Origin of the sequence: Streptomyces sp. NBC_01016 (assembly GCF_026341035.1) — a bacterium.
In the GTDB taxonomy this organism is placed as follows: domain Bacteria; phylum Actinomycetota; class Actinomycetes; order Streptomycetales; family Streptomycetaceae; genus Streptomyces.
This window is the reverse complement of the sequence record NZ_JAPEOQ010000001.1, coordinates 2,349,618-2,369,877: the sequence shown is the minus strand read 5'-3', so window position 1 is coordinate 2,369,877 and position 20,260 is coordinate 2,349,618. Positions and strand designations below refer to the sequence as shown.

Here is a 20,260-nt window from a genome sequence, read left to right as displayed (position 1 = left end):
CGATATATCGTGTTTGACAGAGAACGCGATATGGCGCGTTCACTCCCGGCCGTCGAGGAGGTCGCACCATGACCGAGTGGTCCGTCACGGAGCCGCAGAAGCTCGTCTTCGACGAGCCGGTGTCGGCCCTGCACGTACGCATCGTGAGTGGTGCGGTGAATGTGGTGGGGACGGCCGAGGGCCCGGCCCGTCTGGAGGTCTCGGAGATCGAGGGACCGCCCCTGCGCGTGACGCAGTCGGACGGCACCCTCACCGTCGCGTACGACGATCTGCCCTGGAAGGGCTTCCTCAAGTGGCTCGACCGCAAGGGCTGGAACCGCAGCGCGGTCGTCTCGCTCGCGGTGCCGGCGGACACGCGGGTCGAGGTCGGCGTGGTGGGCGCGGGCGCGGTGGTCTCGGGCACGGAGGGGCCCACGGAGGTGAAGGGCGTCACCGGCGACACGACACTCGTCGGTGTCACGGGCCCGGTGCGCACCAGCACGGTGTCCGGTGGCGTCGAGGCGCAGGCGGTCACCGGCGACCTCCGGTTCAACTCGGTCTCCGGGGACCTGACCGTCGTCGACGGCTCGGGCTCCTTCGTGAAGGCGGACACGGTGAGCGGGTCGATGATCGTGGACCTGGACCCCGCGGGGCCCACGGACGTGAGCCTGACGAGCGTCTCCGGTGAGATCGCCATCCGCATCCCGCACCCGGCGGACACGGAGGTCGAGGCGAACACAGCGAGCGGAGCGGTGTCGAACGCTTTTGAGGGCCTGCGGGTGGCGGGTTCCTGGGGCGCGCACAAGATCACCGGCCGCCTGGGCGCGGGCACCGGCAAACTGAAGGCGACGACGGTCTCCGGATCGATCGCCCTGCTGCGCAGGCCCCCATCGGAAGAGGCCCCGCACCCTCCGGAGCCCTCGGACGCCCCCGAGCCGGGGGACGCCGACCCCGCCGCCCCTGCCGACCCCGCTGCCCCCGCTGCCCCCGCCGACAAGAAGGTGCTCTGACATGCCCCCCGTCTTCGCCCACGGCCGCCTGCGCCTCTACCTGCTGAAGCTGCTCGACGAGGCGCCGCGCCACGGGTACGAGGTGATCCGTCTGCTCGAAGAGCGCTTCCAAGGGCTGTACGCGCCCTCGGCCGGCACGGTCTACCCGCGCCTCGCCAAGCTGGAGTCCGAGGGCCTGGTCACGCACACCACGGAGGGCGGCCGGAAGGTCTACGCGATCACCGAAGCGGGCCGTGCCGAACTGGCGGATCGCAGCGGCGAGCTGGCCGACCTCGAGCTGGAGATCCGCGAGTCCGTGGCCGAGCTGGCGGCGGAGATCAGGGACGACGTGCGGGGAGCGGCGGGCGATCTGCGCCGCGAGGTGCGTGCCGCCGCGTCCCGGACCCGCACGGGACCGGGTGACTTCACCAACAAGGAGGCCTGGGACGCCACCAAGGAGGAGGTGCGGCGCGCCAAGCACGAGTGGAAGGAGCAGGCGCGGCGCGCGAAGGACGAGAGCCGCCGGGCCCGCGAGGAGGCCCAGCGGGCGCGCCGCCAGGCCAAGGAGTCGCAGGAGCAGGTGCGGGCGCAGGCGGCGGAGGACTTCCAGCGCATGGCCAAGCGCGTCCAGGAGCAGGTGCAGGTCCACTTCACGCGCGGCGACTGGCCGACGGGGGTGCGCGAGGGCCTCACGGAACTGGCCAAGGAATTCGGCGAGTTCGGCAAGTCCTGGAGCAAGGACGCCGGACCCACGGCCCCGGCCGAGCCCCAGTACCGCCCGCCGAGCGACGAGGTGCCCACCGAGTACGTTCCGTCCTGGGCGACGGAGGACGCTTCCACCAGCGGCGACCCGGCCCGCGACCTGGACCGCCTCCTGGACCGCTTCCGTGACGACATCCGCGACGCGGCCCGCGACCACGGCGTCACGAACTCCCAACTCGGCGAGGCCCGCCGCCACTTGACGGAGGCGGCGACCCGCATCGGCGCGACCCTACGGACACCGAAGGCGTAGGCCCGGCTCAGCCCGCCACCGCCTCCCCGCCCCCGTACAGCACCCGCTCGATCCCCGCCACGGTCACCCCGTGCTCCGCCAACACCTCGGAGGCGACACCCGGCCGGGTAGCAAGCGCGAGCAGCACGTGCTCGTCGCCGATCGCCCGGTCGTGGTGAGCGAGGGCGATACGCAGGGAGGATTCGAGCACCCCCTTGGCCTCACGGCTGAACGGCCGCCGCCCACCGACCCGCCGCCCACCGGTCAACACCCCCTCACCATGGGCCTGTTCGACCCGCGAAACGACCTCCTCCACATCGATCCCGATCCCCGCAAGCGCCTCCGCGTCGGCCCGCGAAAGCCCCGCCCTGCGCCGAACCCCCGCAAGCGCCCGCCCGATCGACGCACGCCGCTCCTCCGTATCCGCCCCGAGCGCCCCGAGCGCAAACGCGCCGCGCGTCCCACTCCCGTCGAGGAGCGCGAGCAACACGTGCCCCTCGTCGACGCGCTCCGCACGCTCCCGCTCGGCCTGGGCGACGGCCCCCTTCACCACGTCCCGCGCACCCTGGGTGAACCTCTCGAACATCGTTCATCGCCTCCCGTACTTCTTGTGCACGGCCTGCCGGCTGACCCCGAGTTCGGCCGCGATCCCCTGCCACGACCAGCCCTGATTGCGCGCACTGCGCACCTGTACCGCTTCCAGCTGCTCAAGGAGCCGCCGCAACGCGGCGACCGCCCGCAGCCCGACCCGCGGATCGCGGGCCCCCGCCTGCTCGGCGAGATCCGTCGCATCAGTCATGTTGTCAATGTAGGTTGACGGGCATCAGGCGTCAACCGCAGTTGACAATCTGGACGCGAAAAAGGGGCGCCCCGGCAGACCACCGGCACGCCCCTCCCAGCGCCGCGTCAGACGCTCAGCACGACCTTCCCGAACAGCTCGCCGCCGGCCATCTTCTGGAAGCCCTCACGGGCCCGGTCCAGCGGCAGCACCTCGTCGATCACCGGCCGGACACCCGTGGCGGCACAGAAGGACAGCAGGTCCTCCAGCTCGTCCTTGGACCCCATGGTGGAGCCGACCACCTTGAGTTCGAGGAAGAAGATCCGGTTCAGTTCCGCGGCGGGCGGGTTCGGCCCGCTCGTCGCGCCCGAGATGACCAGGGTCCCGCCCGGCTTCAGGGACTTGACGGAGTGCGACCAGGTGGCGGCGCCCACCGTCTCGATCACGGCGTCCACCCGCTGCGACAGCCGCGCACCCGTCTCCACGGCCTCCTCGGCACCGAGCTCCAGGGCCCGCTTGCGCTTCGCCTCGTCACGGCTGGTCGCGAAGACCCGCAGCCCCGCCGCCTTGCCGAGCACGATCGCGGCCGTCGCGACCCCGCCGCCCGCACCCTGCACGAGGACCGAGTCACCGGGACGTACGCCCGCGTTGGTGAAGAGCATCCGGTACGCGGTGAGCCACGCGGTCGGCAGGCACGCGGCCTCCTCGAACGACAACTCGCGAGGCTTGCGCAGCACGTTCCACTCGGGCACGGTGACCTGCTCGGCGAAGGTGCCCTGGTACTTCTCGGTGAGGATCGAGCGCTTCTCGCGGGGCCCGACCCCGTAACCGGTCTGGCCGATGACGGAGTGCAGGACGACCTCGTTGCCCTCGCTGTCGATCCCGGCGGCGTCGCAGCCGAGGATCATCGGCAGGGACTCCTCCCCCAGGCCGACCCCGCGAAGCGACCACAGATCGTGGTGGTTGAGGGAGGCGGCCTTGACGTTCACGGTGGTCCAGCCGGGCCGGTTCTCGGGGGCGGGCCGCTCCCCCAACTCCAGGCCGTTCAGCGGCTGATCACGGTCGATTCGGGCTGCGTAGGCGGCGAACATGACCTTGACGATAGGCGCCGTCCCCTGGCCGGGGAACCTCCGCCACCTGTGACACACGTCCCGTAGCCACCAACGCCACCAACACGGGAAAGGCCCCGCCAGAGGCGGGGCCTTCACCAAACGAGCCGAGCAAGCCAAGCAAGGCGAGCGAGCCAAGCAAGCCGAGCGAGCCGAAAGCTACCGGCGCGCCACACCCTCCGCCCGAGCCGCAGCGGCAACCGCCGCCGTAACCGCCGGCGCCACCCGCTCGTCGAACGGCGACGGGATCACGTACTCGGCGGACAGCTCGTCGCCGACCACCGCGGCCAGCGCCTCGGCGGCGGCGATCTTCATCGTCTCGGTGATCCGGGAGGCCCGGACCTGGAGCGCGCCGGCGAAGATGCCGGGGAACGCGAGCACATTGTTGATCTGGTTCGGGAAGTCCGAACGCCCGGTCGCCACGACAGCCGCGTACTTGTGCGCGACGTCGGGGTGCACCTCGGGGTTCGGGTTGGCCATCGCGAACACGAAGGAACCCGGCGCCATGGAGGCGACCGCGGGCTCGGGGACCGTACCGCCGGAGACACCGATGTAGACGTCGGCGCCCGCGAGGGCGTCCTCGAGGGAGCCGGACAGGCCCGCCTTGTTGGTGATCTCGGCGAGCTCACGCTTGACCGGCGTGAGGTCCTCGCGGTCCCGGCTGACGATGCCCTTGCGGTCCGTGACCGCCACGTCGCCGAGGCCCGCCTCAAGAAGGAACTTCGCGATCGCGACGCCCGCAGCACCGGCGCCGGAGATCACGGCACGCAGCTCGCCGAGCGTCCGCCCGCTGAGCCGGGCCGCGTTCTTCAGGGCGGCCAGCGTCACGACGGCCGTGCCGTGCTGGTCGTCGTGGAAGACCGGGATGTCGAGGCGCTCCTGGAGCTTCTTCTCGATCTCGAAGCAGCGCGGGGCCGAGATGTCCTCGAGGTTCACGCCGCCGAAGGACGGGGCGAGGCGCACGACGGTGTCGACGATCTCGTCCACGTCGTTCGTCGAGAGCGCGAGCGGCACCGCGTCCACGCCACCGAACTGCTTGAAGAGAATGGCCTTGCCCTCCATCACCGGGAGGGAGGCCTCGGGACCGATGTCACCGAGTCCGAGAACGGCTGAACCGTCCGTCACGACGGCCACGACGCTCGACTTCCACGTGTAGTCGTGGACGAGCTCCGGCTGCTCGGCGATCGCGCTGCACACCTTCGCGACGCCGGGCGTGTACGCCAGGGACAGGTCGTCCTTGTCGCGGACCGGCACGGTGGCCTGCACGGCCATCTTGCCGCCACGGTGCAGCGCGAAAGCCGGATCGAAGGGCTCGTCGGAGCCCTCGTTGCCGGTACTCGCGTCGCTGCGAGGGTTGACGATCTCCGCTGCCACTTTTCTGACCCCTTAAGTCATGTTGCACAGGTTGAGGGTGGTTCCGTCCCTGATTGAGGGACGGGCGGGCACCGCGCACGCGCCGGACGGTCCTGTCGTGGGCCGCCCTGTGGGCACCTGCGCGACGGACGCGCCGCACGCGCGCCCTGAGCCCCGGATGAGGGGTGTAAGGATCCTTCTTACCTGACGGGCGGTGTCCGGGACGAGCCCGCCCGTGATCGATCACGCCCCGGTGACATGACTCATAGCCGAATATATGGACAAGTCCACAAGTCGATCGCACAAAACGAGGGAAGTCCGCCCGAATGGTGAGACGGCGGGCGGTCCGCCGGAGGATCTCCGGTCGTGGGGCGGAAGTTCCGCAGATGCTGTACCCCCCATGCACCCTGAAACCGGGGGTCGTTGGCACTCTTCGGGCACCCGTTACCCGATTTTGACATGCCTGACCTCCTGAATCGGCAAGTCCGAATGGCAAGATGCCTCATCACACGAGGTCGCGACACCCGAAGGCGTGTGCCAAGGCGACCAGCACGGCAACTCCCACACCCGCCGGAGGAACCAACAATGACCGCAAGCACCACCCAGCGCACGACCGCGAAGTCCGCGAAGTCCCGGATAGCCGCGGTCGGCGCGATCGCGGTCGCCGGCACTCTGCTGCTGACCGGCTGCGGAGACCAGACCAAGTCCGACGACAGCACCAAGTCCGGGTCCACGTCCGCGCCGCTCGCGGACAAGCTGCCGAAGGAGATCCGCGACAAGGGCGTCATCCGGGTCGGCTCCGACATCGCGTACGCGCCCGTCGAGTTCAAGGACAAGGCCGGCAAGGCGATCGGCATCGACCCCGACCTCGCGAAGGCGATGGGCAAGCAGCTCGGCGTGACGTTCCAGTTCCAGAACGCCACGTTCGACACCCTGGTCACGGGCCTGAAGTCGAACCGCTACGACATCGCCATGTCGGCCATGACCGACACCAAGGACCGTCAGAACGGCGTCGACTCCGACACCGGCAAGAAGGTCGGCGACGGCGTCGACTTCGTCGACTACTTCAACGCGGGCGTCTCGATCTACACACCGAAGGGCAAGACCCAGGGCATCAAGACCTGGGACGACCTCTGCGGCAAGAAGATCGTCGTGCAGCGCGGCACGGTCTCCCACGACCTCGCCAAGTCGCAGGCCAAGAAGTGCAAGAGCGGCAAGAAGCTCGGCATCCAGTCCTTCGACGACGACCAGCAGGCGCAGACCCGTCTGCGCTCCGGCGGCGCGGACGCCGGCTCCTCCGACTTCCCGGTCGCCGCGTACGCGGTCAAGACCGCGGGCGGTGGCAAGGACTTCCAGCTCGTCGGCGACCAGGTCGAGGCCGCCCCGTACGGCGTCGCGGTCTCCAAGGACCAGAAGCAGCTGCGCGACGCCATCAAGGCCGCGCTGGACGCGATCATCAAGAGCGGCGAGTACGACAAGGTCATCGCCAAGTGGGGCGTCGAGGCGGGTGCCGTGAAGTCGGCGACCCTCAACGGCGGCAAGTGACCGCGCGTTCCACGTCATTGACCGCGCGGCTCACGTCATGGACGTCCGCGACGTCGTGAAAGGCAACATCCGTGTCTGTTGACATAGACAAGACGGGCGGCGGCCCCCAGGACACGCCGCCGCCCGCGGCCCCGCCGGCAGCCATCAAGGCGATCCCGGTGCGGCACTACGGGCGGTATCTCTCGGCGTTCATCGCCATCGCCCTGCTGGCCCTGATCGTGTACGCCTTCGGCCAGGGCAAGATCAACTGGAGCGCCATCCCGGACTATTTCTTCGACGACCGGATCGTCACCGGCGCCCTGAAGACGCTGCTCCTCACCGTCCTCGCGATGGTGATCGGCATCGTCGGCGGCATCGTGCTCGCCGTCATGCGCCTGTCGAAGAACCCGGTGACCAGCTCCATCTCCTGGTTCTACATCTGGTTCTTCCGCGGCACCCCGGTCCTGGTCCAGCTGTTCATCTGGTTCAACCTGGGCCTCGTCTTCGAGTACATCAACCTCGGGCCGATCTACAAGGACTACTGGTCGTCCTTCATGACGCCGTTCCTGACGGCGCTGCTCGGCTTCGGCCTCAACGAGGCCGCGTACATGGCGGAGATCTGCCGCGCCGGCCTGCAGTCGGTCGACGAGGGCCAGACCGAGGCCTCGCACGCGCTCGGCATGAGCCACGGCAAGACGCTGCGCCGCGTGATCATCCCGCAGGCGATGCGCGTGATCGTGCCGCCCACGGGCAACGAAGTCATCAACATGCTGAAGACGACGTCCCTGGTGTCGATGGTGCAGTTCGTCGAACTGTTCCGGGCCGCCCAGGACATCGGCCAGCAGTCCGGTTCGCCGGTGGAGATGTACTTCCTCGCCGCCGCCTGGTACCTGATCATGACGTCGATCCTCAGCGTCGGCCAGTACTACATCGAGCGGTACTACGCGCGCGGCACCAGCCGCCAACTGGCGTCCACGCCCTGGCAGAAGGTGCGCGGAACGCTGATCTCCCTGGGCCGTCCGAACGGAGGCATGGCATGAGTGAGGCCATGGTCAAGGCCGAACAGGTCCACAAGTCCTTCGGTCACGTAGAGGTCCTCAAGGGCATCGACCTGGAGGTCAAGCAGGGCGAGGTCTTCTGCCTCATCGGCCCCTCCGGCTCCGGCAAGTCGACGTTCCTGCGCTGCATCAACCACCTGGAGAAGGTCAACGCCGGGCGGCTCTACGTCGACGGGCACCTGGTCGGCTACCGGCAGCAGGGCGACAAGCTGTACGAGCTGCGGGACCGGGAAGTCGCGCAGCAGCGCCGGGACATCGGCATGGTGTTCCAGCGCTTCAACCTCTTCCCGCACATGACGGCCGTCGAGAACGTCATGGAGGCGCCGGTCCAGGTCAAGAAGCAGTCGAGGTCCCAGGCCCGTACGCGGGCCAAGGAACTGCTCGAGCGGGTCGGCCTCGCCGACAAGGCCGACAGCTACCCCTCGCAGCTCTCCGGCGGCCAGCAGCAGCGCGTGGCGATCGCCCGCGCGCTGGCGATGGACCCGAAGCTGATGCTCTTCGACGAGCCGACGTCCGCGCTCGACCCGGAGCTGGTCGGCGAGGTCCTCGACGTCATGCGCGACCTCGCCGAGTCCGGCATGACGATGATCGTCGTCACACACGAGATGGGCTTCGCCCGCGAGGTCGGCGACAGCCTCGTCTTCATGGACGACGGCGTGGTGGTCGAAGCCGGCGACCCCCGCGAGGTCCTCACCAACCCCCAACAGGAACGCACCCAGTCCTTCCTGTCGAAGGTCCTGTAGGCATTTAGAGCCCCTGCGGCGATTGAGCAGGCCTTTCGGCGGCGGGTGAGCCATTCAAGCCCCTGCGGCGATTGAGCAGGCCTTTCGGCGGCGGGTGAGCCATTCAAGCCCCTGCGGCGATTGAGCAGCGGGGTCCGGGGCAGAGCCCCGAGACCTCAACGCCGTCGCCGCGGGGGCTTACTTCACGGCAAGCACCACCGCGTCAGACGGCGAACACCACACGGCCCGCGCCTCCCCGAACCCACCCCCGCGAAGCGCCCCCGCATGCCAGGACACCGACGGCATGTCCCCATCCGCATGCTCCCCGTAGATCTCGAACCGCTCAGCCGTCGGCCCCGCCAACACCGGATCCGCCGCGGCAAGCCCCCACCACTCCGCCCAGTCCACCGCGCCGGAGGCCTTCGCCGACCCCATCCGCGCATGCCGCAACTCTCGCTCCGCCGCATTGATCCTCGGCGTCGTCTGGTCGATCATGTGGTCCGCGTTCATGAACACGCCGCCGTCGCGTACGAGCCCGGCGACCTGACCGTAGAGCGTCGCGAGAGGTTCGGAGTGCAGCCAGTGCAGGGCGGTGGCGGTGAGCACCGCGTCGTACGAGTCGTGCGGCAGCGCCTCGGTCCACCGCGGATCCTTGAGGTCGGCGGTCACGAACCGGACCCGCTCGTCCCCCTCGAACGTGCCCCGCGCGATGGCCAGCAGCGCCGGATCGAGGTCGACCCCCACACTCGTGGCACCGGGGAACCGGCTCAGCAGCCGGTCCGTGATACTCCCCGTGCCGCACGCGAGGTCGAGCACCCGGGGCGTGGACCCGACAAACGCCTCGACCATGTCGAGCATCACCCGGAACCGCTCCTCGCGATCGGGCATGTACCACTCCTGTTGCCGGTCCCAGCTCTCCTGCCAGGCGCGCCAGTCGGTGGTACGAGTGTTGGCAGCGGTCTCGGCCATGAAGCCCTCCCCTGATCCCCTGTAATACCCTGACAGCGCGAGCAAGTATTACCCTCGCTCGACAAGACGATAGAGCGCCCCGGTAAGGACTACAAGTGGAACTGGCCTATTACTCGGACTACGCCGTGCGCCTCGTCAACACCGAGGAACCGAATCGCGGCAAGGACTCCCTGACGTCGGTGGACGCGGTGCGCGAGCTCTTCGGCGCCAACAAGGAGGCGGCCCGCCGCGCCGCGGACGCCGACCTGACCCGCTTCAGGGGCGTACGAGGGCGGCTGCGCGCGGTGTTCGAGGCGGCCGACGGGGGCGACGAGGAACTCGCGGTGAACCTGCTGAACTCACTGCTCCTGGAGTTCCCGGTGAGCCCGCAGATCTCCGGCCACAACCATCGTGACGACGACGGCCGCCCGCTGTGGCACCTGCACCTGTCCGACCACCCGTCGAACGCGACGGCCGGCTACGCCGCCATCGCCGCGATGGGCCTCGCCTTCCACCTCACCGAGTACGGCGTCGACCGCCTCGGCCTGTGCGAGGCGACGCCCTGCCGCAACGCCTACCTGGACACGTCCACCAACCGCTCCCGGCGCTACTGCTCGGACCGCTGCGCGACCCGCGCCAACGTCGCCGCCTACCGGGCCCGCAAGCGCTTGGAGGCCGACCGCCCCGACCGGTCCGCCAGCACGGGACGTACCGCCGAGAAGACCCAGGACAGCACCGCCGTCACCGAACGCTGACCCTCGCCCTCGACCCACGGCCTGCGGCGCCGCAGCCTGCCGCGCACCTTCGCGAGCACCAGCTCGTCCGGCACGACCCCGTACACCGTGCTGTCGCCACCGGCGCCCGGATTGTCGCCGCGCACCCACCAGCCGCCCTCGCGCCGCTCGGCGATCCGCTTCACCACCAGCAGATCCTGCTGGAAGGGGTGGCGCAGGACGATCACGTCGCCCGCCCGCACCCGCGCGCCGTGCTGCACCAGCATCCAGTCACCGGGGTACAGCGTCGGGACCATGGAAGGTCCCTCCACCTCGATGATCTGAAACGGCACCTTCGCCTCGCGCATCTCCTCGATCGCCTCGGGCATCAGAAAACCTCCCCGGTTCCCACCGCTGCTCCCGCCGGCCCGTAGGTCCGGTGCCCTTAGGGTCCCATCCTCCACCAGTCCCAGTCTCGCCCCGGACTTTTGTCCTAAGCCGCCGGGGGCACCCGAGAAAAGCCGTTCCCCACGGAGTAATGTCGCACCCGAGAAGACGATCACGAGGAAGGAACAGCTACATGCTTTCCCGCCTGTTCGCCCCCAAGGTGAAGGCCAGCGCCCACTGCGACCTCCCCTGCGGCGTGTACGACCCCGCCCAGGCCCGCATCGAGGCCGAGTCGGTCAAGGCCGTCCAGGAGAAGATGGCCGCCAACGACGACGCGCAGTTCCAGACGCGCGCCATCGGTATCAAGGAGCAGCGCGCCGAGCTCGCCAAGCACCACGTCTCGGTGCTCTGGAGCGACTACTTCAAGCCGCCGCACTTCGAGAAGTACCCGGAGCTGCACCAGCTGGTCAACGACACCCTCAAGGCCCTCTCGGCCGCCAAGGGCTCGTCGGACCCGGCCACGGGCCAGAAGGCTCTGGACTACATCGCCCAGATCGACAAGATCTTCTGGGAGACCAAGAAGGCCTGATCCAGGCCCTGTTCACATCGACGACCGGCGGGCGGTGCACCCCCGCGGGTCAGTGAACCACTGAAGGGGCCCGGCCGAACGGCACTGCCGCTCGGCCGGGCCCCTTCGGCGTCCCCCGAAGCGCCGCGCTCCCCCGGCGTCACCCCTTTGGCACCATCAGGAGTCCCGTCTTGTCCCCGCGCCGGCCCCGCGTCCTCTACGTCACCGATCTCGCGTATCCCGCACAGGGGCGCCGCTACTGCGACGAGGACATTTACCTCACCTCCCGGCTGCGCTCCGCGTTCGACCTCGCCCTGTGCCACCCCCTGGACGCGACCGCGCTCATGGACGGCTTCGACGCCGTCGTGGTCCGCAACAGCGGCCCGGTGCTCGGCTACCAGGAGGCGTACGACGCGTTCCGCGCGCGGGCCCTGGAGCGCGGCACGAACGTCTACAACCCGCTGACCGGGCGCGCCGACATGGCCGGCAAGCAGTACCTCCTGGACCTGACCACGGCCGGGTATCCGGTCATCCCGACGGCCGACCGGGCGGCGGACCTGGCCCTGCTGCCGAAGGCCGACACGTACATCGCGAAGCCGAAGCTGGGCGCGGACTCGATAGGCCTGCGCGTCGTACCCGCCGCCGAGCTCGCCGAACTCCCGTACGGGGACGGCCTGCTGGTGCAGCCGCGCATCGACTTCCAGTACGAGGTCTCGTTCTACTTCGTCGACGACCAGCTGCTTTACGCCCTGTACGCGCCCGATCCGGCGCGCCGCTGGGAACTGCGCCCGTACGAACCGACCGCGGCGGACCGGGAGTTCGCCCGCACCTTCGTCGAGTGGAACACGCTCCCGCACGGCATCCAGCGCGTCGACGCCTGCCGCGCTCCGGACGGCGAGCTACTCCTCGTGGAGCTGGAGGACCTCAACCCGTACCTCTCGCTCGACCTGGTGGACGAGGCGACGCGGGAGTCGTTCGTGACCGCGATGGAGGCCTCGGTACGAGCTAGCGTCTGAGGTGGAGACACGCACGGAGGACACACCGCACCCAGGGAGTTCGCTCATGAGCAGCACCGCCCCGTCCACCGCAGGCCCCGTCGTCGCCGTGCTCGGCACCGGCACGATCGGCGCGCCGATGGCCCGCAATCTGGCGCGCGCCGGGTTCACCGTGCGGGCCTGGAACCGGACCCGTACGAAGGCCGAGCCGCTGGCGGCCGACGGCGTGACGGTCGCGGACAGCCCGTCCGACGCGGCCCGGGACGCCGATGTCGTCGTGACCGTCCTGCCCGACGGTCCGCGCACCCTGGACGTCGTCCAGGAGGCCACACCGAAGCCCGGCACCGTCTGGGTGCAGTCCGGAACCGTGGGCGAGGGCATCGACGAGCTCGCCGAGTACGCGGCCCGCGCCGGGCTCCTGCTGGTCGACGCGCCCGTCCTGGGCACCCGGCAACCCGCCGAGCAGGGCACGCTGACCGTGCTCGCGGCCGGCGCCGACACCACGCGCGCGAGCGCCCAGCCGCTCTTCGACGCCATCGGCTCCCGCACGCTGTGGGTCGGCGACGGCAGGCCGGGCGCGGCCAGCCGCCTCAAGCTCGCCCTCAACTCCTGGGTGCTCGCGCTGACCACGGGCGTCGGCGAGGCCCTCGCGCTGGCCCACGGGCTCGGCGTGGACGCGAACGACCTGGTGGCGGCCATCACCGGCGGCCCGCTGGACAGCGGGTACTTCCAGACCAAGTCCGCGGCCATCCGGGGCGACGACTACACCCCCAGCTTCTCCGTGGACAACGCGGCGAAGGACGCGGGCCTGGTGCTCGCCGCGGCCGAGCGCGCGGGCATCCGCGTGGACGCGGTGGCGGCCGCCCGCGACCGCTTCCAGCGCGCGTCCGAGCAGGGACACGGCGAGGAGGACATGGCCGCGACATACTTCGCGAGCTTCCCTGACGCCTGACCGATGTCCTGCTTACGGCGATCTGCTCACTCACTGCGGTCTGCTCACTGCGGCGTCAGCCGGCGTCCGGCTCCCGCCACATGGGCCAGACCGTCGGCCCGTCCGGCAGTTCGATCGCCGTGCCGGTGAAGACGAACCCGAGGCGCCCGTACAGCTCCCGGCTGCGCGGGTTGCTGGCCTCCAGGTAGGCGGGCAGCCCCTCGCGGTCGCAGCGCTCGAGCACCGGCGCCATCAACGCGGTCCCCAGGCCCTGCCCCTGCCGCTCGGGCGTGACGCCGATCATCCACAGGTAGGCGTGCGCCCGGCCCACGGGATGCGCCTGCGCCGTCCACCGGGCTATCTGCTCCACCCGTACGTTGTCGGGATCGACGGCCGCCCGCACCTGCGCGGGCACGTCCTCGTCGCCCTCGTCCTCCGGCTCGGCCGGCATGTCCATCCACAGCGCGACGGCCGAACCGTCCTCGGTGAGATCCACATATCCGTCCGCGAACGTCGCATCCGCGAACACCGCCATGAGCCCGGAGTGCCGCTCCCGGCGCTGCTGCTCACCGGGAAACACCCAGCCGCTGACCGGGTCGTCCATGAACGCCTCGTCGAGCAGCCGCACCACAAGATCCCGGTCCGCCTCCCCGGCCCGCCGAATTCCCACGCCCACGCACATCGCCCCTCACCCAACCCGCTTGCCTTGCACGGCCGTTGGCACTCTAGACGATCACCTCCTGCGCCACCGCCGCGCCTTCCGCCACCACCCCACCCCGCTCCGCGAGGCCGCCTCCGGGGTGCCGTAAGCGATCACGGCACCCCGACCGGCAGGCGTCAGTACCCGCGGCGCGTGACGAACTCCGCCAGGGACAGCAGGCCGTCCGCCGCCTCCGGCACCGGAACCGCGTGCGACAACCGGTCGACCGCGCGGGACATGTGGTCCGCGGCCTGGGTCTGCGCCCAGTCCCGGCCACCGGCCCGCTCCACTGCCAGCGCGATCGCCTCCAGTTCCGCCACTCCTTCCTTCTTCGGTCCCGGCGGCCCGTACAACGCCGCCAGTTCGTCCGCCGCCGCACCGCCGGAGGCGAGCGCGGCGACCACGGGCAGGGACTTCTTGCGTACGGCCAGGTCCGCGCAGGCCGGCTTGCCGGTGCGGACCGGGTCGCCCCAGATCCCGATCACGTCGTCGATCAGCTGGAACGCCAGTCCTGCACAACGCCCGAACGCGTCGAGCGCCTCGACCTCCTCCTCGCCTGCCCCCGCGTACAGGCCGCCCACCGCGCAGGCGCAGCCGAGCAGCGCCCCGGTCTTGGCCTCCGCCATGGCCAGCGTCTCCGGCAGGGACACGTCCGCCGGGTCCCGCCCCTCCAGGGCGACGTCGACGGCCTGGCCCTCGCACAGCTCCACCACGCAGGCCGCGAGCCGGGCGGCCGCGGCCGTGGCCGCCGGGTGGCCCTCCTCTGCGAGCAGGCGCTGCGCCTGGGCCTGTATCGCGTCGCCCGTGAGGATCGCGTCGGCGTCCCCGAACACGGTCCACGCCGTGGGCCGGTGCCTGCGCGTGGCGTCCCGGTCCATCACGTCGTCGTGCAGCAGCGTGAAGTTGTGGGTCAGCTCCACGGCGGCAGCCGCCCGCACCGCCCGCTCGGGCCGCCCGCCGAGGGCCCGCGCCGCCGCGAGCACGAGGGCGGGCCGCACGGCCTTCCCCGCGTTCCCCGTGGCGGGCGTGCCGTCGGCGTGCTCCCAACCGAAGTGGTAGCGGGCGACGCGACGCATCGACACCGGCAGGGCGTCCACTGCCCGCCGCAGCTCGGGGTCGACGGCGGTTCTGGCCTGCGCCAGGATCTCCGATGCCTCCTGCGCCTCGTACCCCTGTGCCGCGGCCGCCCCGGTCGCCTCTGCTGCCACGCGCGTCTGCTCTCTCACGGCCGGCTGTGTCATGGACTCACCCCCGAAAGGGCGCGGACGGTGGCGGTTCCGCTATGGGTGGGCGCGTACCTCCTCGGTGTACCCGCCCGGTCGGACGGGGACACGGCGAACGGGGCGCGGCTCGTCACCGCCACCTGCCGACCTCGACGTTCTCCAGCACTCCGAGCGCATCGGGCACCAGAACCGCCGCCGAGTAGTACGTCGTCACCAGGTACGAGATGATCGCCTGCTCGCTGATGCCCATGAACCGCACGGACAGGCTCGGCTCGATCTCGTCCGGGATGCCGGACTGGCGCAGCCCGATGACGCCCTGGTCCTCCTCTCCCGTACGCATGCAGATGATGGATGTGGTCCGCGCGTCCGAGACCGGGATCTTGTTGCACGGATAGATCGGCACCCCGCGCCAGGTCGGGATGCGGTTCCCGCCGACGTCGATGCTCTCGGGGACCAGGCCGCGCTTGTTGAGCTCGCGGCCGAACGCGGCGATCGCCTTCGGGTGCGCGAGGAACAGCTTGGAGCCGCGCCGCCTGCTGAGCAGTTCGTCCATGTCGTCGGGGCTCGGCGCGCCGTCGTGCGGCTGCAGGCGCTGCTCGTACTCGCAGTTGCTGAGCAGGCCGAACTCCCGGTTGTTGATGAGTTCGTGCTCCTGGCGCTCCTTCAGCGCCTCGACCGTGAGCCGGAGCTGGTGTTCCGTCTGGTTCATGGGCTGGTTGTAGAGATCGGCGACGCGCGAGTGGATGCGCAGCACGGTCTGGGCGACGCTCAACTCGTACTCGCGCGGCGCGGATTCGTAGTCGACGAAGGTCCCGGGCAGGACCGCTTCCCCGACGTGTCCGGCCGCGAGGTCGATCTGCTTCTCGCCGTACGAGTTGGCCCGCTGCTCGGGCAGCGAGCGCAGCTGCTGGAGGTGGTCGCGCAGCGATTCGGCGCGCTCGGCGACCTGCTCGAAGTCGCCGCGCGGCAGCGTGAGCACGGTGCACGCGGTGGCCGCTCGCGCCGTGTACTCCCAGATGCTCTCCTCGTCGAGCAGTGCCTGATCGCCGAAGTACGCGCCGTCGGCCAGCACTCCGAGCACCGCGTCGTCCCCGTAGGGACCGGTGCCGACCTTCTCGACGCGTCCGTGTGCGAGCAGGAACACCTCGTCGGCCCGGCTGCCGAACGAGGCGATCAGCTCGCCGGCCTCGAACTCCCGCTGGGTGCAGCGCTGGGCGAGCTCGCCCAGCACGTCCTCGTCCTCATAACCCCGCAGCGCGGGGAGCTCCCCCAACTCGGCGGGGATGACCCTGACGTCGTCCCCCGTCTTCACGAACGTGACGCGTCCGTCTCCGACCGAATAGCTCAACCGTCGGTTGACCCGGTACGTGCCGCCCTTCACATCCACCCAGGGCAGCGTCCGCAGCAGCCAGCGGGAGCTGATCTCCTGCATCTGCGGTGCGGACTTGGTGGTCGTGGCCAGGTTCCGCGCCGCGGACGTGCCCAGACTCTTCTGCGGTCCGGGGGTCTGCTCGCGGACCTCTTCGCCTACCGACATGTGCAATGCCCTCCCGATCATGAACTGACCTGCGCGGACAAGCTTTCAGCACGGAGAGCGATCGCACCATTACACAAATGAGGGGGAATGGATGGCGGACGGGCGGGGCATTGGGTGGGCACTTATCCACTCTCCCGGCCCCTGTTCCTCGACCGCCCGGAACTCGAAGATCCCGGCGCGCGTTGGTCAGGAAACGGTAAAGACGAGAAGGGTGATCACCATGGCGGGATTTATGGACCGGGCCAAGGAGCAGGCGCAGCGCGGCCTGACGCAGGGCAAGCAGAAGCTGGACGATGTGCAGGCGCAGCGCGCGGGCGGCGATCTGCTCAAGCGACTGGGCGCGGCGTACTACGCGGAGCGCAAGGGCACCGGCAGCCCGGAGGCCACGCAGCAGGCGCTGCAGGCCCTCGAGTCGCACATCGCGGCGAACGGGGACGGCGTCCTGCGCAGCTGAGCGACCTGGCCGCCGACCGCCGCGAACCTTGTGCACGTTATGCGAACAGAAGGTCGCTGAACGGCAGTTCCGGGTAAAAGCGAACCGTACGAGACGGCGCGCAGTCGGCGGCCGTCGCTCCCGCGAAGGAGGCGGCCGTGGCCCCACCCATGTCCGCAAGCAGCTTCATCAAGGCTCTCAAGGACGAGGGCCTGACGGTGGTCGAGGTCGGCGACTGGCGGCACCACAACCGCAATCACATCGGTAGCTGGGGCCCGTTGAACGGGGTGATGATCCACCACACCGCCACCTCCGGCAGCGCCAGCACGGTGCGCGTCTGCCGCGACGGCCACGCGAACCTGCCGGGACCGCTGTGCCACGGCGTCATCACGAAGGACGGCCGCGTACACCTGGTCGGCTACGGCCGGGCGAACCACGCGGGCCTGGGCGACGACGACGTGCTGCGCGCGGTGATCGCCGAGAAGGCCCTGCCGCACGACAACGAGGCGAACACGGACGGCAACAGCCGCTTCTACGGCTTCGAGTGCGAGAACCTCGGCAACGGCGACGACTCCTGGCCCGCCGCCCAGTTGGAGGCCATCGAGAAGGCGGCCGCGGCGATCTGCCGCCACCACGGGTGGACCGAGCGCTCGGTGATCGGCCACCTGGAGTGGCAGCCGGGGAAGATCGACCCCAAGGGCTTCACGATGGCGTCGATGCGCAAGCGCATCGGGGACCGGCTCAAGTAGCCGCCCGCCGCCGCGCGGGCGGGAACCCGGCCCGGTGTCCGACAATGGCCGGGTGTCCCGCCCCACCGCATCCGGCCTGCGCCCCCGCCTCCCCTCTCCCCTCGTGGAGGTCGACGACGAGCGCTTCGCGCGCCACGGCGTGCGCCTGCTGCTCAAGCGGGACGACCTGATCCACCCGGATCTGATCGGCAACAAGTGGCGCAAGCTCGCCCTGAACATCGACGCGGCGGCGTCCCGGGGTCGCGCGATCGTCACCTTCGGGGGCGCGTACTCGAACCATCTGCGGGCCACGGCCGCGGCGGGCCGGCTCCTGGACATCCCCACCATCGGTGTCGTCCGCGGCCAGGAACTCGCCGACCGCCCGCTCAACCCGTCCCTGTCCCGCTGCGCGGCCGACGGGATGCGCCTGCACTTCGTCGACAGGTCGACGTACCGGCGCAAGACCGACCCCGACGTGCTGACCGGGCTCCTCGATGCCGCCGGCGCCGATGACGCGTACGTGGTGCCCGAGGGCGGCAGCAACTCCCTCGCCGTTCAAGGCTGTACGGACCTCGGCCGGGAGCTGCGCGGCCACGCGGATGTCGTCGCACTGGCCTGCGGCACGGGCGGCACCCTCGCGGGGCTCGCCGCCGGGCTCTCCCCCGACCAGCGCGCCATGGGCGTCGCCGTCCTCAAGGGCGGGTTCCTGGAGGCCGACGTGCGCGCCTTGCAGGAGGCGGCGTTCGGCGGGCCGCGGGGCTCCTGGCACGTGGAGGACCGGTTCCATTTCGGCGGCTACGCGCGCGTGCCCGAGGAACTCGCTGCGTTCGCCGAGGACTTCGAGAACCGCCACGGCCTGCCCGTCGAGCGCCTGTACGTCGCCAAAGCGCTGTACGCACTTGTCGCCCTCACTCAGGAGGGCGCGTTCCCGCGCGGCACGACGCTCGCGGCGGTGATCACGGGCGCCCCCTTCGAGGGCGCTCAGTCGTCGACCTCCCGGTAGGCGGCGGCCTCCTCCAGGTCCAGCTTGCGCAGCAGTGTCCGCAGCATCTCGTCGTCGATCCGCCGCTCGTCCCGCATCCGTACGAAGACCTCGCGTTCGGCCGCGATCGCCTCCCGCGCGAGCCGGCGGTAGGTGTCGTCGGCGGACTCGCCGGTCACCGGGTTGGCCTGCCCGAGCCGCTCCCACACCGAGTTGCGGCGCCGCTCCAGAACGGTGCGCAGACGGTCCTGGAGGGGCGTGGGCAGGCAGTTGCGCTCGTCCTGCATCAACTCGTCCACGCGCTCCTCCGCGGCCACGGAGGCGGCGTTCTGCGCCTGGGCCTCGGCGAGCGTCTCGGCCTGCGTGTCCCGGCCCGGCAGCTTGAGGAGCTTGATGAGCGGCGGCAGCGTGAGCCCCTGGACGACGAGTGTTCCGATGACCGTCGTGAAGGTCAGGAAGAGCACCAGGTTGCGCGAGGGGAACGGCTCCCCGTCCTCCGTGACCAGCGGGATGGAGAACGCGATGGCCAGCGACACCACGCCCCGCATGCCGGCCCAGCTCACGACAAGCGGCCTCTTCCAGTCCGTGTCGCTCTCGCGCGCACGGATGCGGGACGACAGGCACCACGGCAGATAGGTGGCCGGATACGACCACACGAAGCGGATCACGACCACGAAGACGAACACCCCGACCGCGTACCAGATCGCCTGCCACACGCTGTACTCGCCGAGCCCTTCGAGGACGAAGCGCAGCTGGAGGCCGATGAGCGCGAAGACGGCGGACTCCAGGATGAACGCGACGACCTTCCACACCGCGGTCTCCTGGAGCCGTGTCTCGAAATCGACCTGCCAGGAGCGGTGCCCCAGGTAGAGCGCGACGGTCACGACGGCGAGCACCCCGGAGGCGCCCACTTGTTCCGCGACCGCGTACGCGAGGAAGGGGATCAGCAGGGAGAGCGTGTTCTGCAGCAGCGCTTCCTTGAGGTGCGTGCGCAACCAGTGCAGCGGCACCATCAGCAGCAACCCCACACCGACCCCGCCGACAGCGGCCACCAGGAACTCCTCGATCCCGCCCGCCCAGCTCGCACCCTCGCCCACCGCCGCCGCGAGGGCCACCTTGTAGGCGGTGATCGCGGTCGCGTCGTTCACGAGGGACTCGCCCTGCAGGATCGTGGTGATCCGGGAGGGCAGCCCCACCCGCCGGGCGATCGCCGTGGCGGCCACCGCGTCCGGCGGCGCGATCACCGCCCCCAGGACGAGCGCGGCGGTCAGCGGCAGGTCCGGGATCAGCTCGTACGCCAGCCAGCCCACCGCCAGCGTGGCGAACAGGACGTAGCCCACGGAGAGCAGCGCGACGGGCCTGATGTTCGCCCTCAGGTCGAGGTAGGAGCTCTCCAGGGCGGCGGTGTGCAGCAGCGGGGGCAGGATCAGCGGCAGCACGATGTGCGGGTCGAGCACGTACTCCGGAACCCACGGTACGTATGACGCGATCAGGCCGATGGCGACCAGGAGGAGCGGTGCCGGGACGGGCGTCCTGCGCGCCGCTCCCGCCACGGCCGCACTAGCGGCGATCAGACCCACCAGAGGCAATACGTCCATGACCCGCCTTCCAC

Annotated in this window: 22 protein-coding genes; 12 read left to right on the top strand and 10 right to left on the bottom strand. The window is 70.3% G+C overall.

Annotated features, from left to right (window positions below):
- The first annotated feature begins 68 nt into the window (after positions 1-68).
- Complete coding sequence (locus OG746_RS11175; protein WP_266713994.1) at positions 69-989, top strand: DUF4097 family beta strand repeat-containing protein; 921 nt, start codon at positions 69-71, stop codon at positions 987-989.
- Position 990: 1 nt separating this feature from the next.
- Positions 991-1,980: a PadR family transcriptional regulator gene (locus tag OG746_RS11170; RefSeq protein WP_266713992.1), complete on the top strand. Its 990-nt coding sequence runs from the start codon at positions 991-993 to the stop codon at positions 1,978-1,980.
- 7 nt (positions 1,981-1,987) lie between these two features.
- Here the strand turns inward: OG746_RS11170 and OG746_RS11165 are convergent, their stop codons facing one another.
- From OG746_RS11165 to OG746_RS11150, 4 genes are all read right to left on the bottom strand, one after another.
- Positions 1,988-2,545: a Clp protease N-terminal domain-containing protein gene (locus OG746_RS11165; RefSeq protein WP_266713990.1), complete on the bottom strand. Its 558-nt coding sequence runs from the start codon at positions 2,543-2,545 to the stop codon at positions 1,988-1,990.
- A gap of 3 nt (positions 2,546-2,548) precedes the next feature.
- Complete coding sequence (locus OG746_RS11160; protein WP_266713988.1) at positions 2,549-2,758, bottom strand: helix-turn-helix domain-containing protein; 210 nt, start codon at positions 2,756-2,758, stop codon at positions 2,549-2,551.
- Between the two features lie 107 nt (positions 2,759-2,865).
- Positions 2,866-3,828, bottom strand: coding sequence for a zinc-binding dehydrogenase (locus OG746_RS11155; RefSeq protein WP_266713986.1), 963 nt, complete (start codon positions 3,826-3,828; stop codon positions 2,866-2,868).
- A gap of 177 nt (positions 3,829-4,005) precedes the next feature.
- The gene (locus OG746_RS11150) at positions 4,006-5,220 is read right to left on the bottom strand and encodes an NAD(P)-dependent malic enzyme (protein WP_266713984.1); all 1,215 of its coding nucleotides are present in this window, start codon (positions 5,218-5,220) and stop codon (positions 4,006-4,008) included.
- A gap of 564 nt (positions 5,221-5,784) precedes the next feature.
- Between OG746_RS11150 and OG746_RS11145 the strand changes: the two genes are divergently transcribed.
- The 3 genes from OG746_RS11145 to OG746_RS11135 all read left to right on the top strand — a co-directional run bounded on the left by OG746_RS11145 (position 5,785) and on the right by OG746_RS11135 (position 8,524).
- Positions 5,785-6,744 (top strand): ABC transporter substrate-binding protein, encoded by a 960-nt coding sequence (locus OG746_RS11145; RefSeq protein ID WP_266713982.1) that lies wholly within the window; start codon positions 5,785-5,787, stop codon positions 6,742-6,744.
- 71 nt (positions 6,745-6,815) lie between these two features.
- The gene (locus tag OG746_RS11140; RefSeq protein WP_266713980.1) at positions 6,816-7,763 is read left to right on the top strand and encodes an amino acid ABC transporter permease; all 948 of its coding nucleotides are present in this window, start codon (positions 6,816-6,818) and stop codon (positions 7,761-7,763) included.
- Positions 7,764-7,771: 8 nt separating this feature from the next.
- Positions 7,772-8,524 carry an amino acid ABC transporter ATP-binding protein gene (locus OG746_RS11135; RefSeq protein WP_266718864.1) on the top strand — a complete coding sequence of 251 codons (753 nt, stop codon included), beginning with the start codon at positions 7,772-7,774 and terminating at the stop codon, positions 8,522-8,524.
- 177 nt (positions 8,525-8,701) lie between these two features.
- Here OG746_RS11135 and OG746_RS11130 read toward each other — a convergent pair whose 3' ends face one another.
- Positions 8,702-9,472, bottom strand: a complete 771-nt coding sequence (locus tag OG746_RS11130) for a class I SAM-dependent methyltransferase (protein WP_266713978.1) — start codon at positions 9,470-9,472, stop codon at positions 8,702-8,704.
- A 95-nt stretch (positions 9,473-9,567) separates the two neighbouring features.
- On the opposite strand from OG746_RS11130, the gene OG746_RS11125 reads away from it, so the two are divergent.
- Positions 9,568-10,206, top strand: coding sequence for a CGNR zinc finger domain-containing protein (locus OG746_RS11125; protein ID WP_266713976.1), 639 nt, complete (start codon positions 9,568-9,570; stop codon positions 10,204-10,206).
- Here OG746_RS11125 and sodX read toward each other — a convergent pair.
- Positions 10,101-10,553 carry a nickel-type superoxide dismutase maturation protease gene (sodX, locus tag OG746_RS11120; RefSeq protein WP_266713974.1) on the bottom strand — a complete coding sequence of 151 codons (453 nt, stop codon included), beginning with the start codon at positions 10,551-10,553 and terminating at the stop codon, positions 10,101-10,103. The two genes, OG746_RS11125 and sodX, sit on opposite strands and share 106 nt — an antisense overlap.
- Positions 10,554-10,744: 191 nt before the next feature.
- Between sodX and sodN the strand changes: the two genes are divergently transcribed.
- The 3 genes from sodN (at position 10,745) to OG746_RS11105 (ending at position 13,066) form a co-directional block, all read left to right on the top strand.
- Positions 10,745-11,140, top strand: coding sequence for a superoxide dismutase, Ni (gene sodN, locus OG746_RS11115; protein WP_266713972.1), 396 nt, complete (start codon positions 10,745-10,747; stop codon positions 11,138-11,140).
- 170 nt (positions 11,141-11,310) lie between these two features.
- Positions 11,311-12,135 (top strand): ATP-grasp domain-containing protein, encoded by an 825-nt coding sequence (locus OG746_RS11110; protein ID WP_266713970.1) that lies wholly within the window; start codon positions 11,311-11,313, stop codon positions 12,133-12,135.
- 46 nt (positions 12,136-12,181) lie between these two features.
- The gene (locus OG746_RS11105; protein WP_266713968.1) at positions 12,182-13,066 is read left to right on the top strand and encodes an NAD(P)-dependent oxidoreductase; all 885 of its coding nucleotides are present in this window, start codon (positions 12,182-12,184) and stop codon (positions 13,064-13,066) included.
- Positions 13,067-13,121: 55 nt separating this feature from the next.
- On the opposite strand, the gene OG746_RS11100 is transcribed toward OG746_RS11105, so the two are convergent.
- The 3 genes from OG746_RS11100 to OG746_RS11090 form a co-directional block, all read right to left on the bottom strand.
- Positions 13,122-13,721, bottom strand: a complete 600-nt coding sequence (locus OG746_RS11100; protein ID WP_266713966.1) for a GNAT family N-acetyltransferase — start codon at positions 13,719-13,721, stop codon at positions 13,122-13,124.
- 161 nt (positions 13,722-13,882) lie between these two features.
- Positions 13,883-14,986 (bottom strand): family 2 encapsulin nanocompartment cargo protein polyprenyl transferase, encoded by a 1,104-nt coding sequence (locus OG746_RS11095; protein WP_524540397.1) that lies wholly within the window; start codon positions 14,984-14,986, stop codon positions 13,883-13,885.
- Positions 14,987-15,098: 112 nt separating this feature from the next.
- Positions 15,099-16,505, bottom strand: coding sequence for a family 2B encapsulin nanocompartment shell protein (locus OG746_RS11090; RefSeq protein ID WP_266713964.1), 1,407 nt, complete (start codon positions 16,503-16,505; stop codon positions 15,099-15,101).
- Positions 16,506-16,725: 220 nt separating this feature from the next.
- On the opposite strand from OG746_RS11090, the gene OG746_RS11085 reads away from it, so the two are divergent.
- From OG746_RS11085 to OG746_RS11075, 3 genes are all read left to right on the top strand, one after another.
- Positions 16,726-16,959, top strand: coding sequence for a hypothetical protein (locus OG746_RS11085; RefSeq protein ID WP_266718860.1), 234 nt, complete (start codon positions 16,726-16,728; stop codon positions 16,957-16,959).
- Positions 16,960-17,096: 137 nt separating this feature from the next.
- The gene (locus tag OG746_RS11080) at positions 17,097-17,687 is read left to right on the top strand and encodes an N-acetylmuramoyl-L-alanine amidase (RefSeq protein ID WP_266713962.1); all 591 of its coding nucleotides are present in this window, start codon (positions 17,097-17,099) and stop codon (positions 17,685-17,687) included.
- 52 nt (positions 17,688-17,739) lie between these two features.
- Positions 17,740-18,669, top strand: a complete 930-nt coding sequence (locus OG746_RS11075; RefSeq protein ID WP_266713960.1) for a 1-aminocyclopropane-1-carboxylate deaminase/D-cysteine desulfhydrase — start codon at positions 17,740-17,742, stop codon at positions 18,667-18,669.
- On the opposite strand, the gene OG746_RS11070 is transcribed toward OG746_RS11075, so the two are convergent.
- Positions 18,648-20,246 (bottom strand): Na+/H+ antiporter, encoded by a 1,599-nt coding sequence (locus OG746_RS11070; protein WP_266713958.1) that lies wholly within the window; start codon positions 20,244-20,246, stop codon positions 18,648-18,650. The genes OG746_RS11075 and OG746_RS11070 overlap by 22 nt on opposite strands.
- Positions 20,247-20,260 lie beyond the last annotated feature (14 nt).